At 36.4% G+C, this 16,958-nt stretch carries 15 protein-coding genes; 2 read left to right on the top strand and 13 right to left on the bottom strand.

The genetic code is table 11. From position 1 onward, the window contains the following. Positions 1–125: 125 nt before the first annotated feature. A complete protein-coding gene (locus NSQ20_RS08110; RefSeq protein ID WP_076318196.1) occupies positions 126–1,805 on the top strand; it encodes an ABC transporter substrate-binding protein in 1,680 nt (559 codons plus the stop codon). A gap of 126 nt (positions 1,806–1,931) precedes the next feature. Here NSQ20_RS08110 and NSQ20_RS08105 read toward each other — a convergent pair whose 3' ends face one another. The 13 genes from NSQ20_RS08105 to NSQ20_RS08045 all read right to left on the bottom strand — a co-directional run bounded on the left by NSQ20_RS08105 (position 1,932) and on the right by NSQ20_RS08045 (position 15,907). Then, complete coding sequence (locus NSQ20_RS08105) at positions 1,932–2,516, bottom strand: hypothetical protein (protein ID WP_143781017.1); 585 nt, start codon at positions 2,514–2,516, stop codon at positions 1,932–1,934. Between the two features lie 17 nt (positions 2,517–2,533). Then, on the bottom strand, positions 2,534–3,142 hold the full coding sequence (locus tag NSQ20_RS08100; protein WP_051449644.1) for a hypothetical protein: 609 nt from the start codon (positions 3,140–3,142) through the stop codon (positions 2,534–2,536). 444 nt (positions 3,143–3,586) lie between these two features. Beyond that, the gene (locus tag NSQ20_RS08095) at positions 3,587–4,186 is read right to left on the bottom strand and encodes a hypothetical protein (protein WP_036669386.1); all 600 of its coding nucleotides are present in this window, start codon (positions 4,184–4,186) and stop codon (positions 3,587–3,589) included. A 205-nt stretch (positions 4,187–4,391) separates the two neighbouring features. After that, the gene (locus NSQ20_RS08090) at positions 4,392–4,700 is read right to left on the bottom strand and encodes a hypothetical protein (protein ID WP_338708108.1); all 309 of its coding nucleotides are present in this window, start codon (positions 4,698–4,700) and stop codon (positions 4,392–4,394) included. Positions 4,701–4,736: 36 nt separating this feature from the next. Then, positions 4,737–4,910, bottom strand: coding sequence for an aspartyl-phosphate phosphatase Spo0E family protein (locus NSQ20_RS08085; RefSeq protein WP_338708107.1), 174 nt, complete (start codon positions 4,908–4,910; stop codon positions 4,737–4,739). Positions 4,911–5,523: 613 nt separating this feature from the next. Further along, the gene (locus NSQ20_RS08080) at positions 5,524–6,528 is read right to left on the bottom strand and encodes a hypothetical protein (RefSeq protein ID WP_338708106.1); all 1,005 of its coding nucleotides are present in this window, start codon (positions 6,526–6,528) and stop codon (positions 5,524–5,526) included. Between the two features lie 186 nt (positions 6,529–6,714). After that, the gene (locus NSQ20_RS08075; RefSeq protein ID WP_338708104.1) at positions 6,715–7,722 is read right to left on the bottom strand and encodes a hypothetical protein; all 1,008 of its coding nucleotides are present in this window, start codon (positions 7,720–7,722) and stop codon (positions 6,715–6,717) included. Positions 7,723–7,885: 163 nt separating this feature from the next. Further along, positions 7,886–9,088 carry a protein kinase family protein gene (locus NSQ20_RS08070; protein ID WP_340032233.1) on the bottom strand — a complete coding sequence of 401 codons (1,203 nt, stop codon included), beginning with the start codon at positions 9,086–9,088 and terminating at the stop codon, positions 7,886–7,888. A 137-nt stretch (positions 9,089–9,225) separates the two neighbouring features. Continuing rightward, complete coding sequence (locus tag NSQ20_RS08065) at positions 9,226–9,966, bottom strand: restriction endonuclease (protein ID WP_338708102.1); 741 nt, start codon at positions 9,964–9,966, stop codon at positions 9,226–9,228. 497 nt (positions 9,967–10,463) lie between these two features. Next, complete coding sequence (locus NSQ20_RS08060; protein ID WP_338708101.1) at positions 10,464–12,269, bottom strand: ATP-dependent helicase; 1,806 nt, start codon at positions 12,267–12,269, stop codon at positions 10,464–10,466. Next, positions 12,266–14,263, bottom strand: coding sequence for an AAA family ATPase (locus tag NSQ20_RS08055; protein ID WP_340032232.1), 1,998 nt, complete (start codon positions 14,261–14,263; stop codon positions 12,266–12,268). The genes NSQ20_RS08060 and NSQ20_RS08055 overlap by 4 nt, the downstream gene beginning before the upstream one ends. A 294-nt stretch (positions 14,264–14,557) precedes the next feature. After that, complete coding sequence (locus NSQ20_RS08050) at positions 14,558–15,397, bottom strand: restriction endonuclease (RefSeq protein WP_338708099.1); 840 nt, start codon at positions 15,395–15,397, stop codon at positions 14,558–14,560. A 285-nt stretch (positions 15,398–15,682) separates the two neighbouring features. Then, positions 15,683–15,907, bottom strand: coding sequence for a helix-turn-helix transcriptional regulator (locus tag NSQ20_RS08045; protein ID WP_338708098.1), 225 nt, complete (start codon positions 15,905–15,907; stop codon positions 15,683–15,685). Between the two features lie 155 nt (positions 15,908–16,062). On the opposite strand from NSQ20_RS08045, the gene NSQ20_RS08040 reads away from it, so the two are divergent. Continuing rightward, positions 16,063–16,350: a DUF6809 family protein gene (locus tag NSQ20_RS08040; protein ID WP_338708097.1), complete on the top strand. Its 288-nt coding sequence runs from the start codon at positions 16,063–16,065 to the stop codon at positions 16,348–16,350. Positions 16,351–16,958 lie beyond the last annotated feature (608 nt).

Raw genomic sequence — 16,958 nt, 5'->3', positions numbered from 1 at the left:
AAAACGTTCTTTTGGAACATTCACTAATAGAGTCCTATCGAAACTAACAAACTCATATAGATGCACTCCCGCACAAATTGGTACAGTTACACTGTAAAGATCATACACCGTAGGGGGATTGAACAATGATCAAATTCAAAAAAACATGGTGGTCACTGCTCATGGTTATCGCGCTCATCACGATCACTGCGTGCGGCAGTGGCGAGACAGGCAGTGACAATGGTAATAATACGCCGGGAACTGTCGGCTCAGCTGAAGCAGAAGCTGCTTTTGCTAAAGGAAAATATGACCCACCCATCGAGTTCAGTTCGGTATTGATGCCGAAGAAATACGTGCAAGGAGATACCAAAGAAAATAACGTGCACGATCGCTGGATGCTCGAAACGCTGGGTATGAAACATAAAGATACTTGGTATCCGGCCAATGACGATCAATACAGACAAAAGCTGCAACTGGCGATCGCCTCTGGCGAGAAACTGCCTGATTTCGTTACCGTACCCACCAATGCGGTACTGACGAATCAGCTGATCGACTCCGGTCAATTCATCGCCATTGATGAGTTGTTCGACAAGTACGCGAGTCAGACCCTGAAAGATCACGCAGCAGCACATCCTGAACTGTGGTATCCGTTCACCAAGGACGGCAAGAAATACAACATGCCGATCATGGAGTACACCGATAACGATGATACACTGCTCTGGCTCCGCGAGGACTGGATGGAGAAGCTGAACCTGGAAGCTCCGAAAACCATCGCAGACCTTGAGAACATCATGGACAAATTCAAAAACGAAAACCCGGACGGTCTGTCTCCAGACAAAGTATTCCCTCTGGCGATCTCGCTGAAAAATAACACCAACACCTGGATGGGTCAGCTCGACTGGTTGTTCGGTGCATACGGCACAATCGAGGAGCAATGGAACAAAGACGCAAACGGCAACCTCGAGTACGGCTCCGTTAACCCGGGTGCCAAACAAGCCCTTGCCAAGCTGGCTGAATGGATGGATAAAGGTTATATCCACGCTGACTCCGCTCTGTGGGACGAAGGCAAATCCGCTGAAAGCTGGACAGCTGGCAAAGCGGGCATTCTGCCTGGCGCAAACTGGGTACCGGACTGGCCTGCACCTGACCTGCTGAAGAACGTACCTGGCTCAAAGTATAAAGCTTACCCTGTTCCAGCTGGCCCAGACGGCAAGATCGGTACGAAGTGGCAGAACTCTGGTGTCAACGCAAGTATCATGATCAACAAGGATGCGAAGCATCCAGAAGCCATCTTCCTGTACTACAACTACATGCTCGATAACCTGGCTAACCCGGCTGCGGGCAGTGAGTATGAATACGGCTTCGCCAAAGGTTATGACTGGGATATCATTGACGGACAACCGACCAGTGACAAAGAGAAGATCAAAGACTTCTCCAACGAGTTCCCTTTCCTGACCGGCCCAGCACGTATCCCGGATCTTTACATGAAAACACTCGTGAAGCTGGCCAACGGCGAGAAGCCTGAAACACCTTACGAGAAACAAATGGCCGAATTCCGTAAACCAGAAAACTGGTATGCAGGTAAAGTCGTTATGTCCCAGATCGACGTCCGTAAACAAAACTATTTCACTGGCGCTGCAACACCAACCATGGTATCCAAATGGAACCTGCTCCGCCAGTCCGAGATGGAAACCTTCAACAAAATCATCTACGGCAATCTGCCAATTGATGCCTTTGACCAATTCGTCGCCAACTGGAAATCCAATGGCGGTGATCAGATCACGCAAGAAGTGAATGATTGGTTTAAGTCGGTAAGTGCGAAGTAAGAATTGGATTTTGGAAAAGTAGAGCATTAAAACCCGAGCCGAAGCGAGTTATTCACGCTTCGGCTCGGGTTTTTAAGTGTAGATCAGGGTCGCTTGCCCTCTGTAATTCAAATAATATCCATTGTGCTACTTAAAATACTTTTCACTTACCTCGTTATATAAGGCAGAATAATGTTCATCTTTTTCGGCAATATCCAGATCACTAGTGGATTGAATACTCATATTACTTTGACTTTCCGGGTAAACATATTTCCCCTGATGGTTGCCGATGATCTCATATGAACCTGAAGGTTCCTCTGGACTTTGATATAAAAACAATAGATAGTTTTTGCCCGACGTTAAAGGTTGATACAATTCATTTGGATATTTTACATATGCACCTGCCACATCTCTCCACTTGGCATAGTATTCAACTACGTTTAGTTCCTCCCCCTCCTTCACTTCACCCTTGTATACTTTCTTCACTTTTATATTTGAAAATGTACGTGTGTCCAATGGATACTTATCCTTTTGATCTAATTCAACGATTGAATTCGTTTCCTCTTCCCAATCAGCCTCCACAATTACAGTAGCTAATGATTCTACCTCAGAAAGAGCGTAATTGTGGTAATCTGCATCTGGACGTAGTTCTTGTGCATTTAAATGCTTATATCCAAAAAAAATGCTAACCCCCATCACAGCTATAACTCCTGCCATTATCCACTTTTTCACGTCAGCACCTCCAAAGTTTAATTTCCATATTTCTCTTTTATATTTGACTTATCATAGGTCTGTACAACATAGTATCCATTATCCCCTTGTTTCATTATGGCGTTAGAAGTAGTATCTGGATGTTTAAGTCCTAATGAGTGTCCCAATTCGTGTAGGAATATTTTTTTCTTTAAATTAGCACTCTGAAACGAATACCCTATTTTTGTATTTGAATCCGTGTTGGTATTGAATTCAATTATGGAGTCTTTCCAAGATCCGTTCCAATCACACGAGTAACCCCATATAACACTATATTTATAATTGCAGGTTTCAGCCCAGTTACCTGTAGAACCAAGATTCTTTCCAATAATATTGATTCTTGCAAAGTGTGGTGTTTGATCTAGACTTGATTGTTCATAAGGCTTTGCCAAGCCTACTTTGGAGGATACACCATTCCATCCGGTATACCAACTTTGAAACGAACTTAAATTGGATGACATACTCGACCCTACTGCTATACCTAAACTGGTTGTACTAGTTGTATCCCATGATCCGCTATAATAATCCGAGCTTGCTGCCTTTACAGATGCTGTAATGAGGAATGCAGCCATTAAACAGGTTAACATTACCATCCAACGTTTCTTCAAAATATTCACCTCTCCGTATAAATTTGTTCAGCATTTGATGAAATACAAAACATACTAAATTTCCTTGTGAAATTAACTAAGCCCCCCTTTTAAAGAACGAGTCTCAAAAGTTCTATCTTTAAAATAAAATAGAACCTTCGAGCTTTTAGTAAGTCCACCTTCATCCTGATAATTTAACAAGCATATTTATTGTAAAAGAGAGCATGAAAATCTCTCTAATCACAATCTGAATCTGCACTGTCATTTAACGAATACAAGCAGCTTTCTCGCGATAACTAAATGTTGAACCCTCTATTTATATAAACGTAACATATATGGAAAATGTTTACTTAATTTTGTGTCTATTTTGTGTCTAATGGAATTCGGAAATTTTCTTTTTTATGAACACTAGGTCAACTTCCATTAGTTTTCGTTTGCCAAATAAAAGAACCACGATTAAACACTTCAAAATACAGCAACTTTAACAGAATCCGTACCCATAATTCGGTTTCCATTTTTCTCTTCTGATCCGACCTCAATACCAATTTTTAATGACTCAGAGGGGGACATACCCTTTTGATCTGGACTTAACTCGATCACAATCGTTCCAGTGCCTCCGCCATTTGCTATGTAATTTCGTTCTCTCCCAATCTCAATCATCGTGCGCCATGAAGAGTCATCAGAAGAATTCATCCAGGTGGATACATACTCAGCAGGCTTTAACTTCGATTGATGTTCAGGATAACTGCTGGTGATACTTGAGACACTCCATTGATCAGGGATATAAAATGCAACACCACCCCAGTCAACGGGGTCAATCTCTACATGGGCTACTATTTTGATATGATCAATATGCTCCTTCTCACCTTCAACGAATATCGACCCTTCTGTCATAGTCTTTAAATTCGTTGATTTGGCATCCAGATCAAAGTTTTTGACGTGAATGATATTGCCATTAACCACTGGCTCATTGGCTTCTTTTTTGTCCGTATTCAAAAAAAAAAGAATAAACACAATCGCAATAAACATAAAAAGCAAAATTAAGTATTTAGATATTTTTTTCATATAACCATACCTCACTTCTGCCTTTGTTTGTTTAAGCTTAACACATACTCAATGCCCTCCTTTCCTTAATTTAGAATTTGGAAAAGTAGAGCATTAAAACCGGAGCCGAAGCGATAGATTCAAGCTTCGGCTCCGGTTTTTAAGTTAAGATTGGGCAGCTTCCCATTAGGCAGCTTCCCCTGACTTTTGGGTTCGCCTTAGTGGATCAAGCCTCTGTATCGGTCTCCTCTGGCATCGACTTCGACTGACCCAGCAAGGATACTGTGAGCTGAATGCCATCTCGTAGTCCCTGCATATACAACCGCTCATTTTCTATGCCTTTGCTAACAATAAAACGATTCTCCCACTCGTTATATTCAGGTGTTTGCTCGACATCTTTACCTGCAAACAAAACTTCAAATGCTTCGTCTGTTCCCCCACGTACTCGACTCAGTTCAGGATCATGTTCAAGCCGGGCAGTCACCTCATCCAGCCTTGCTTGAATCGCTTGTTGCATCCACGGTGGAAATTCCATTGCTTCTCCTCCCCTACGCATTTTGTACCTCTCTCATCATCTTACAACTCGGTTATGTCTCGCCTTCATCTCACTCACTTGGGCCACCAGTTCATCCACCCTCCGGCTCTGTTCCTGAACCTCAGGGTTCTCCCACAACGGAATCGCTTGCTTCAAGGATGCCTCTCCAAGTTGATTAAGCTTGCGCCGTTCCTCTTCCAAATAAGTCAAGCAAACGGCTCATACATCCACCTCTCTGATGGGTCTAACTGCACCATGTCTTGTTGAGACTAGACGTGAACAGTCAATTTTAAAGCGATTATCTATACCCGATGTTGAATACTAATATTTTCATCTAAACCAAATTTTAAGATAAACTATGATTGCTTTAATGCGGCAGTCGAATTAAAAATAAAAAAACACCGATATAAACTTTCGGTGTCAATAATAAGACGAACTCTCAGCTTCCTATCTAACCTCACAGTCACAGCAATTTCACTTGTCTGTTAAGAAATTTCTCCCCCCTCCAACCAAGGCTTTAAAAAGCTCCTACTCGATCCTCCATTAATCTCATCCTCAACTTTCAAATGTGTTGTATCTTTTGTTTTGTTTAGGGGTTTTGTTTAACGTTCGGGTATCTACGAGCCCTCACTGCCTTAAAGGAGCGTAGCGACTGGCCGCGATGCGGTTAGGCTGTGAGGGTTGTCTGCTGAATATACTTCCTAGAATTTCATCTTGCAGACCAAGGAGCATCAGCTCCGCAGCGTAGATGAATTGTTATCCGATGCCCCTTCTTCTAGGATATACAACCTCTATTTTTCCCTACTTTTATTTGCAAGTTTTTTTAGAATTCAAAGTCTAAATTAATGTCATCAAAACTATATGAGTTAGATTTTTTCATTTTAAACTTTTGATTTAGATTTTCAGCCCCAACATGCACTACTAAACTTTTTATCAAGAGATTATAAATAAAAATCTCCTTTAACACTTCATAAGTTTCTTCTTTATTTACTTTACTCATATTAGAAAGAATATGCTTCGAAATGAACTTCTGTGGTTCGAGTCTTAATTCAATATACTGGTAAACATCATAATCACTAAACTCCTTATCTTTCGCAGTTTCCATTAAATATTCATAGAATCCATTTATACTTCTTTGAGATTGTATAACCTTTATAAATCCCTCAACTCTTTTATGTTCTATGAACTTCTTTAGATAGAATACAATCACGAAAACAAAGACAGTAAAAACAATAATATTTAAAATTGATTTGTCTAAAGGAGAATATTTTAAAATTTTGCCCGTAATTTGCTCAATTTGTGTCAACACTGCAATTAACGTCGAAAGTACAATAGTTATTCCTAATACTTTAAAGTTTTTTGAGGTTGGTCTATATGTTGATATTAATTCATCAGATTTCTCCGAAATTTTACTTGTTCGTAAAGTTTTCATTTCGCTTTCCAGTGATTTTACTTTATTTGATAAATTAATGCTTGATGATTGAAGAAATAGAATCTCATTCTTATATCTTTCCAATTCTTTTTCATTTTTTATCATTTCTTGCCGTCTCTGAAGCATTTCAAATTCTTTGTCATATACAGTTAGTTCCTTTGGGTTAATCATCCTATCTTTATTTATATAATCTGATAGTTCATCTAAGTATTTATAACAATCCTTAAACCTATTCTCAGCAGCTGATTTTTCATCTTTGTCAATAAATAAATCAGGATGAGTTTTAGATCTGTATTGATATAATTTTTCATATAAATCACTTGGAGTAATTTCATAATCGATATCTAGAAATTCCCTTACTGTTTGAATTATTTCCGAACTCAAAGAAATTGACATCTAAAATACACCTCGTAATAATTTATTTGTATCTCCAAGGGGTTTCGGATAACGTTCTTGTATTCACGACGCCCGACGGAGTCGTATGTGTCCGGCTACTTCTACCTCCTTGAAATCACTCTGCCGGACCGAGGGCGTATGCCCGATGTGTGAATAATATGTTATACGCTGCCCCGGCTTCATCGATCAAGCTTCAATACTCTTTACTTTATCTCTATGTTTTCGTCTTAATTCAATTACGCTATTTGGAAACTCAGAACATCTATCTTCCCAATAGCGATCGTTTGTTAGGATTAGGAAACTTCTAACAACTCCACACTGAGTCCATCTACTTTCTTCTTCGTCAATACCTATATTGTTCTCATAGAAAACTTCCTGCTCAAATTCAGGTAATAATCCCTTGACTTTAATGTATGATTCATTCAATTCTTCTAAAGAAACTTCGTATTTCATTAATTCGTCCAATAAATCTATAATATCATCGGTGTCTTTAACTCGATCTGGAAAATTAAAGTCCAAAAAAGCTTGGAGACTATCTAAATTTAGTTCTTGAACAAGATTGAATTGTCCATTGTTAATCATACTATTACGATATTTTTCACGCTCTGCTCGAAGCATTTCAAATCTATCGTCTGCGATCTCAAACAATGCACTTAATTGAAATAAATTTCTCTGAAATAATTCTGGAATATGTTCTTTCTTTTTGTAAGATAGCTTATGAGAGATATCTGCCCAAGCATGCATCAATATCGTTCGTACTTGAATTTCAGCTTTTATACCTTCTAATCCTCTGTAATTGGGAACGTTTAACCACTCGTGTCTTAGCGTTACAACGAAATGATGAGATCTATATCCAAATTTGTCTGGTTCAAGATTATCAACCTTATCTTCTGAATTCACAATGACAAATTCTTCGGCTATTATTTTTTTAATTTGCAAAATGTCAGAAGGATAGTAACAAACAATACGTAAACCACAAATATCTTCAATTTGATCAAATGGTTTTTTATATTGTTTCCGATCTATCTTATCGAAAAATGAATCAAACTCTTTAACTCTTGAATATACGTCTAAATATGGGATACCACTATCTTTAAGTAAGAATTTTAGAGATTCGGTTATATTGAACGATAGCCGTTGATATAATGGATTAGCTTTCAAAAATTCTTGTTTTAAGGTTTCTTTGTTTTCCATTTAATTTATTCCTTCCAAAATAGTTTTTTTGGATTCATGGGTTGCGTATAACGTTCCTGTATTCACAACTCGACGCATGTCGAGTATCCGGCGAATGCCGGATCAAGGACGTCTGTCCCCAGCGTGAATATTATGTTATAGGATGTAAGCAACTTCGTCGAAATCACTTCATTGATCTTATAGCAGGGTATACATCCTCTATTAATTTCCTTCTAATTTGTTCTATAGATGAGTATCGCTCATTTTTGTCAGACGATATTCCTTTTAAGATAAACTCCTTAACGACATCATTCTTTTCTTTATGAAAATTTGTTTGTCTCCCCGTTAAAATAAAGTAAATGATCTTGATTAGGGCAAACGTTTCATGACGTACTTCGTAGTTCTCAAATCCGACTACAGCAAGATCAGAATAATCATTAATAGCTCCTTTTATTTCTGTTCCCTGCCGCGTAAGCTTACTATCAGGTCGTTTTACTAAACCGAAGTCTGATACCTTTATCATTAATGAACTATATTCATAAATTTTCACGAGAATATTTTGATAGCTAATATCCCTATGCAAATAACCTTTTGAATGTATATATTCAAAAGCATTCAACAATTGATTTATCAAAATTCGTCTTCTATCTAAATTTAATTTGGTATTATTCTCACTCATAAACTTTTCAAGAGTTTTATTTGCATATTCCATTGTGTACTCTTTTTTCTCATCGTCATAGTAGTATGCCTTAATAATAAATGGAGAATCTAAAGCCTTTAAGTCGTTGTACTCATTCTTAAATCTGATTAATTCGTCTTCCCTTAAATCTTCTTTAGCTCTTTTGATTACAAAATCACAATCATAAAACGGATCTTTATATTTGAAGACCTTTGCATATGAACCTTCTCCTATTTGCTTCAAGTCCATTGTAGCTGTTGCTTTTAACGTTTTTATTACTGTTGTATCAAGTAATATAAATACTGGTCTATCTTCGATTATATTAATTCGCGTTAATTCATCTGGAATTGCGCTGCCTCCACTATCCGATAAAAACTTCTCACAAAAATTCATAGTATCTTGATATTCTTGATCTATTTCAAAACTATAATCATTTTTAAGGGAAGTTTGAAGAACTCTTATATTATCGATTATTTCGATCAGAGATCTACTCTCATGAGCATTATAATGCCCACCTAACCCCGGCCTGTTTTTACTATTCATAAATGAGAATAAATCATTCAAGCTACTATGAAGTATTGAAAATATTTCTTTTAACTTTTCATTAGGTATGTTTCTGTAAAACTCATAAAATAGTACAATTTTTTCATTTCTATAAGTTGAAAGTTGGCTGATTTTCAAATTCAAGAATCCATCTACATTCTGCATGTGTTCACCTCATTAGGTATTAAAAATTTTCTGCAAGCTGATTTCCTATAACGTTCCTGTATTCACGATCCGACGCATGTCGGGTGCCTGGCGAATGTCCGCAGCGTGAATATTATGTTATGTGAAGTGCATCCTTCTCAGTTATACTTTTCAAATAGTAATTCAAACTCTCTCATCCCTTCCATACAATTATCATACAAAAATTCAAAATAATCGGAGTATGAGCGAAACCGTGTTGTACCTAATAATTCTTCCTTTATTGCTTTATCTATTACTTGATCAACTTCTTCTTTTTTAATTTGCATTACTCCACTTTGAAATTGGTAAAGAAATTTACTAGAGTAAAGTGCTACTCCTACATATTTAACGCAGAGATTCTTGTAGATTTCTTTATCACCATCTGAAGCTTTTTCGTAAAACTTATCCATATCTAATGGGTCAGTATAATCCCTTAGCGGTAGACTAATTTCATTAAGTGTATCTAATGTACATTCAAGCCATCTTTCTATGAATACATCTTGAAATTCATTCCAACTTAAAAGATGAACATTTGTGTTCTTAACTGCATCATAAGCACCTGATTGAAAACCGTTCTTAACAATTATGAATCCACTATTGGCCCCAAAGTCATTTAATACTGTCCTAAAAGAATGAATCACTGCTTGAGGAATATCTGCTGACCAATACTTGCACTCGAATAAATTTATTGACTTTGGAATAGATTTAACATCTTCTGCATATACATCAACATTTACATGTCCTCTAACTGTTTTAATTTGCTTATTTACTGTTGCTTTGAATCCGGAAGCGTTTAAAATCTTTGCAACTTTCACCTCTAATTCCTTCCAGTCACTTGGATGGCTTTCTAATATCCTCATAAATACTCTCCTTGGCGCCTAATGTATTTCACATAACGTTACTGTATTCATGAACCCCGAAGGGGTTGTCTGCTGAAATGCCTCTCCGAAATTCATCCGCAGACCAAGGCTCCGAAGGAGCCGCAGCTTGAATATTATGTTATACGACGGAATCACATCTTCGAGTTAACCATCACCCTCTTATATTCTACTCTTTCATTAAACCGTTATATGTTCCAACAATTCTACGACATCGGGAATGCAGCTTGTTTTCTGTTTCTTAGTTGAAGTCTGTGAATGAAACGTTACGGTGAAGAGCCTTTTTTTCTACTGAACAACTGGATATTCACACATTTTTTATAATCAAAACATCTGGAAACTCCGGCACCCTTAGAAAATACCGAATAGAAAGAAACTAGCCTAATATGAGATGAGGCTCACATTGGGCATATAGGCTGACTGTGAGCCTCATCTCATCGTAATAAACAAAGTTCAAGGTAGGAGTTACAGAGAAGTAATTAATCGCCATACACGTCATAGAGCATCGTCCAAAATCTTGAAGGCTCTTTATCAAATATTCTTCCATATTTATTTCGTTGCTTTAGTGATCTGACTAAGTAACAAGCTCTTTTAGCTCGGCTTATACAGACGAAAAAAACTCTGAATTCTTCTTCTAACTTGCTAGGATCTTTACTGTTGATACTTTTGAAAAAAGGGAAACTTCCATCTTCCAATCCCAGCAAAATAACAACTTCAAATTCTAATCCTTTCGAGCTATGTCGAGTAGAAATAGTCACTCGATCAGAAGATTTTAAAATCCCCACAAAGTTTTTTAGAGAAAAATCTTGAAACTCACCATCATATGCAAGTTCTTTGAGTTTCTTTAAATTCTCATGTTCGTCTGAATAAAAGTCAGATTCAAAAAGTAGATCTAGCAACTGTACCTGTTCGTCTATACAATCAAGCCAATCTGAAAGGTTGTCAGATGCTTGCTTGCTTTGAGTAAGGGCTGCATAAAAGAGTTTTTGTTTAACAACATCATTTGTAATGGAGTGTCCTTTATGAACCCCGAAAATATTTGCCCAAAATAAATATAAATCAGAGAAGGATTCCTTAGTTGAATCTAAGCACCAGTTTGCACATCCAATTAACCATTTAACGATCTCTGTGATTTCGAAGTCTTTACGTTTGTTGATGTAATATGGGATATCTTCACTTTGAAAAAGCTCACCTAGTTTCTTAGCGTTATCATTACTACCAACTAAAACGCATATTTCTCTGTATGGAACATCATTTTGAATACATTCTGGAATAATCGATGCTACAACCTTTCGATATTGATCCTCAAGGCCCTCGTTACAAGTTACAAATTTAAATTCAGCTTCTTCATTAAATCTACTTCCGGCTTTATAATTTTTAATGCTGGCCGGAGGCATTGCAAGTGTATAGGCATCTATAATGCCTTGGTTACTTCGAAAGTTAGTTAGCAGTTCGATGGAACTCATTTCTCTTAAAGCAGATAGTTCTAATAGATAATCAGGTATCGCTCCGGCAAAGCTATATATTGATTGATTGGGATCACCCACTGCAAAAAATTTAATTTTTGTTAAATTAAAAAGGGATAGAACCATTTCATGTAGAGGCTTACCCAAGTCCTGATACTCATCAATAAGAATCCAAGGGAACTTAGCCTCCAAGCAATCTCTAACATACTTTTCTTTTTGAATAATTAAAGTGGAACATTTGACAACATCAATGTAATCTATTCTGCCACTAGCGTGTAGTCTATCCTCAAATTCTAAAGCGACTCTTAATGCTAGATCATAGCTAGGAATATGCACTTTACTTATTCCTTCAATAATTAAATTTCGTTCCTTATCCATTTCTTCAATCTTTAAATCATCATTCGATATATGCAGCACCCTGCACACCTCGTTAAATAATAGCTTTCTTTCTTTTTCCGAAATGATTTTTAATGGCAAAGGAATCTCGTAAATAGAAAGATGTGCGAAAGGTGCGATAACCTCTGATATACAAAAAGCATGAACAGTGCCAAGAAATACATTGCTTTTGGGTTGATACCCGTATGACAGTAACCGTTCTTCAAATTCTCTGGCTGCTGCACGACTATAAGTAATACAAGCAAGACCTCTTGGTTCGGCAATTGCATCATGAAGTAAACTCATTATTTTGAGAGTTAAAACAGTAGTTTTTCCACTTCCAGGCCCAGCAATAACTACTGTATTTGTTTTAGAAGTGAAAGCCTCATGTTGATGAGGATCTTTCTTGATTTGAAGTAGCTTCTCTATATAACTACTACTCATATAAGACCATCTACTTTTTCAAAAATTTTATCAATAGCATCTTCTATATAGCTTGGAATATGATGTTTTGTACATTTCATAGAAAGACGTTGGGCGAAGCGACCTTTACCTATTCCATTACTGCTGTTTTCTATTTTTCTCAAGCAGGCATCATACTTTCCTTCATTTAGTTCTTTTTTGAAATTCTCTTTTTGTTGATCGCCGCCGCTTGTTAACTCATTAAAGGTTTGCCAGATCTTTTCTTGGGCCGATATGTTAGATTTACAATTTGCCATTATTTCTGTTTCTAGGGTATACGCTCCTAGAAAGAAGCCTTGCTCAGAAAATAATTCATCCTGTTCTACCCATGACATATCATCAGGAAGAGTCTTTATTTTTTTTAGGTCCACTAAAAGTTGTCCTATAATTTCATTTCCTAAGTATCCAAAATTTTCGTGATCAGATTCTTTCATTAGACCGTACTTTCTAGATTCCTTTCCTTCCTTATCCTCAACAATGATGTAGTAATCACCATCCGTTATACATACATACGGAATTCCAAGTTCATAAAGATATTTTACGTATGGAGTGAAATTAGTGGAGTTAATATTGCAAACCAAAATCCCCCTAGAATCTAACGGCTTGTCGAGTAATTCTGCGAATTTAGGAATCAAATATTCTTCTGCTATTCCTTCTACCAAAATAACAGCTTTTCCAAAATACAATTCTCCCCGCTTTACGTCTAAGTACCTTTCTAAATCCTGTTTTTCATTAGGGGGTAATTTGATATTTGCAGTTGTATTTACAAGAGTTCCATCAGATGTCCAAAGCAAATGTACAATAGATTCAAGAGGAGCAACAGAGGTAACATGAGGAGAATGAGTCGTCATCAGTAACGATGTATTTCCCTGCATTACATCTCTATAAATAATACGCTGCAAAGTAGGATGCAAATGTGCTTCAGGTTCTTCAAGGGCGAGAAGAGTAAATCCTTTTGCCTCTCTGCTAGGACTGTCCATAAAAGCATATAAGGTTCTTGATATTGTTTCTTCTATATCGTTTTTTAACTTGAAGTTACCTTTATCAGATTCTTCATAACAATCATCAAGTATTTCTGAACCTTCTAGTTCTTTCAAAAAATGATATTGAGTGGTACTTGAAAGACTTGGGATAGTTTTATCTTCAAGCAAAAGTAAGATAAGGGAAATATAAAGGAGATTCGTTAATCCCATACTAGTTTCACTCGTAGATCTCTTATGCTGGCCCATCACTAGTTTAAGTGCTGAAATGAGTCGATTCGCTTGGAAGTCCATTGTTTCAAGCTGCAATTCAGAATCAGGTTGAATTCCAATCACTTTGCCAAAACGAGAATTCATTTTAGTAATTGCATCCTGAATTTCATCCATAGAAAGCAATTCGTTACTCTCTGTTTTCAAATTAGAAGCTATTCTTTCTAACTCATCTTTGTTAAATTCATATTCTTTTAATAACTCAATAATTGGAGATTTCCTTGAATTTCTCATTTCATTTTCTACGTCCCTTAAAGCGCTGATCACTCTAATATTGAAGTATTTTCGTTGTTTATGCGTAAAAAGATTAGCCTCATTGTTCCCTTGGTAAATTGTATAGTTATACTCCTTGGAACCGTCTTCTTTAGATATAGGATAATAACGATATGTGAATTTTAGAGTTGCCGGACTTGTAGAAATCGAAGCATCGCATAAGACGGCAAGTAAAGTTTTGTTATTTTCATATCCTTGAACCTCAATAGAAATTTTGATCTCCTCACCATTTTCTAAAGGATCTAATATTCCATTGTAGAAATCAGACTCTCCTAGCATACGATCTTCATCACTTAATCTTGGATCTAAGATAAGCTGTATAGCCCGGATAAGATTGGTTTTACCTACGTTATTTTCACCAATGATAATTTGCTTATGGCTCAATGAAGCATCTACATTTCTAAAGTTTCTAAAGTTTTCAACTTTCACACGCGATATAAAGGGAGATTGCATATAAATCCGCCTTTCAGTTATAAGAATTTTAATTCTTTTTGTAGCTCTTCACCGCAATTTAAGATTTATTAACTCTTCATTAATTGAGATAACTTCATCATACTTACTTCGTTCTGTCGTATAACGTATTGCAATCAAGAACCTCACTGCCTGATTCCTCTTCCTTGAAATCCCTCGGTGTGGACAAAGGGGACGTTAGCAACCAGCATCGTGAATGCATTGTTATGTGATGGACTTCCCTTCTTTGATTTACTACATAAAGAACTCATTTCCCATCAACACTTAAAGCAAAACTTATTTAATAAATTTATTCCATGGTTTATAGTCTTCTGTTTTCAGAACGCTTAACATATCGCAGAAACTCTTAAAGTCCTTCAGTTCAAAAAAGTCAAACTTTCTGTTATTTAAAACATCATTCACTGTTTCCTTGGCTCCTTTAGAGAAGTCTTTTGCAGTTGATAAGAATATTCCTTTCCGAGCATCCTTTATATACATAGATCCAATAAACTCCCGGATACCGCTCACTAACTCAATATGGTTTGCAGACGTCCTTCGCTTTACTTGTACCAAAATTGGATCATCTGAAAGCACAATAATTAAATCTATACCGCCATCACCAGTTTGACCGACGTGTTTAACCTCACAATTAAAATATGCAGAAAATACATGTTGAGCAATTTCTTCAAATTTGTAAGGATCGATACTATATAGTATCTCCTTTGTTCTCATAAGTTCGTCTATAAGTGTATTAATTGGAATTTGTTTGTCACCAATATTAAATTTTTTAACAATTCCATGTCTTAAAATATCCGAGTTTTGTGTATGTAACTCTGAAATATGATCTTCCTCTTCGCTAAATTGATCTGAGTATTCCCACCACTTGCACGAGTCACATTCCCATACTTTGATAAATGTCCACATTTCTTTACCCATAGTAAATTTATCTGTCTTATTAAAAACTTCCGGAATGTTTTTCATGCAAAATGGACAAAAACCCCTTTTTTTAAAAAAGTTGCTGACATCATTGGGTTTTCTGTATTCTTGAGTTAAAATATTATCAGTTGGCCCAGTTCGACTGTATTCGTATCTATCTTCATAAAAATCTGAGAAATCCAATAAGATTTTTTTTGTCATATATGCCCTCCGAGTATACTTCATAGCATTCATAAAGTTTTTCTTTCTTCTATTTTCTTTTTTTACTTGAAAATAATATCTGAGTAATATGTAAATCTATCAATTATTTCACATTTCATTATTTATAATTTACGAGTATTTCACATAACATTCCTGTATTCATGAAACCCAAGGATTGTCTGCTGAAACTCCCTCCTAAATCCTTCCATCAGACCAAGGCTCCGTTAGGAGCCGCTGCTCGAATATTATGTCACACGACGAGATCTCTTCTCGAAACGCCTCTCACTATTTATTTTCTTCTGGTACATAGTCGATTAAATCAGACAACTTACAATTAAACGTATCACACAACTTGAATAGTGTTTCTAATTTTGTTGTTTCTATATTCGTCTCTCTATATAACTTGTTGATTGAGTTACGACTTAAGCCTGATCTCACCATCAATTCGGTTATATCATCTATTCGATGTTCTGCCATGAGTTCTCGTATATTGCACTTGATTACTTTCATCTTTTCCCCTCCATAGCTCTATCTTATCTTCCACATCAATAATCATCAACGAAAAGCAAAATTTTAACTCTACAAAGTCAAATATTCACCTTGTAATTAACCTTATAAGGTTATATAATAACTTCGTAAAGTTAATTATAAGGAGGATTAATTATATGGTTAATACATTAGAATCGTTAACAGAACCACTAATAAGAATACGTTTAGAGTTACTCTATACTGAGCTTGTGGAATGTCATACGGAATACAATCAGCTTTCTACGGAGGCAGATCAATACTTTAAAACACTTCGTGATGCTTTACCTGATCAACTTCAACATACGGTTTTTCTTTACGAAGACGCTCAAATTTCTCTTCAATCCATCTTAGAAAGAAGTATCTACATACAAGGTTTCAAAGACGCTTTACAACTCTTTTGTGAATTGCAAAACTCTAGCATTTAGAGGATCATATGATCCTCTTTTCTATTATTGTTTTTGATTCTGTCGTATAACGTTCACTATATTCACGATCCGACGTATGTCGGATGTCCGGCAACTGCCGGATCAAGGGCTTATGCCTGTAGCTTGAATATGATGTTATATGCTGCCTGTGACCTTCCAATTTCTCTTAATCTTATTTCATTATTTCCTTCTTCAATTCTATGCTTTCTTTCTATCTTTCCACAATGGTTTTTTAGGTCTTAATACGTTTTTCAGCTCTATTTTCTTTTAAATTTCTCTTTCTGATCTTCTTTTCTATTCATCTGATCTGAAGCAACTTTGTGCTTCATGTATTAACCCTTGATTTTCTCATTTAATTGTTCTTTAGCTTTGTATTCCCTTTGATTTTTAACCCTAAACAAAAAACGCCGATAAGCAATTCGGCGCTTCTTCATTTCAATCTCTCTTATGATTTCCCAGTCTTTCAGGTTGCATATAACGTTCCTGTATTCACGATTCGACGAATGTCGGATGTCTGGCGAATGCCAGACCAAGAACGAATGTTCACATCCTGAATATTATGTTATATACTGCCTGTTTTTTAGATCCTCTTAAACTTATTTATTCAT

The organism is Paenibacillus sp. FSL K6-1122, from assembly GCF_037977015.1.
Lineage (GTDB): Bacteria > Bacillota > Bacilli > Paenibacillales > Paenibacillaceae > Paenibacillus > Paenibacillus amylolyticus.
The sequence above is the reverse complement of the archived record's forward strand: the minus strand, read 5'-3'. Positions and strand labels throughout refer to the sequence as shown.

Excerpts from the sequence above, each read along its gene's own strand:
- NSQ20_RS08110 (WP_076318196.1), top strand. The coding sequence starts at position 126 with ATGATCAAATTCAAAAAAACATGGTGGTCACTGCTCATGGTTATCGCG.
- NSQ20_RS08095 (WP_036669386.1), bottom strand. The coding sequence starts at position 4,186 with ATGAAAAAAATATCTAAATACTTAATTTTGCTTTTTATGTTTATTGCG.
- NSQ20_RS08090 (WP_338708108.1), bottom strand. The coding sequence starts at position 4,700 with ATGGAATTTCCACCGTGGATGCAACAAGCGATTCAAGCAAGGCTGGAT.
- NSQ20_RS08080 (WP_338708106.1), bottom strand. The coding sequence starts at position 6,528 with ATGTCAATTTCTTTGAGTTCGGAAATAATTCAAACAGTAAGGGAATTT.
- NSQ20_RS08075 (WP_338708104.1), bottom strand. The coding sequence starts at position 7,722 with ATGGAAAACAAAGAAACCTTAAAACAAGAATTTTTGAAAGCTAATCCA.
- NSQ20_RS08070 (WP_340032233.1), bottom strand. The coding sequence starts at position 9,088 with ATGCAGAATGTAGATGGATTCTTGAATTTGAAAATCAGCCAACTTTCA.
- NSQ20_RS08065 (WP_338708102.1), bottom strand. The coding sequence starts at position 9,966 with ATGAGGATATTAGAAAGCCATCCAAGTGACTGGAAGGAATTAGAGGTG.
- NSQ20_RS08060 (WP_338708101.1), bottom strand. The coding sequence starts at position 12,269 with ATGAGTAGTAGTTATATAGAGAAGCTACTTCAAATCAAGAAAGATCCT.
- NSQ20_RS08055 (WP_340032232.1), bottom strand. The coding sequence starts at position 14,263 with ATGCAATCTCCCTTTATATCGCGTGTGAAAGTTGAAAACTTTAGAAAC.
- NSQ20_RS08050 (WP_338708099.1), bottom strand. The coding sequence starts at position 15,397 with ATGACAAAAAAAATCTTATTGGATTTCTCAGATTTTTATGAAGATAGA.
- NSQ20_RS08045 (WP_338708098.1), bottom strand. The coding sequence starts at position 15,907 with ATGAAAGTAATCAAGTGCAATATACGAGAACTCATGGCAGAACATCGA.
- NSQ20_RS08040 (WP_338708097.1), top strand. The coding sequence starts at position 16,063 with ATGGTTAATACATTAGAATCGTTAACAGAACCACTAATAAGAATACGT.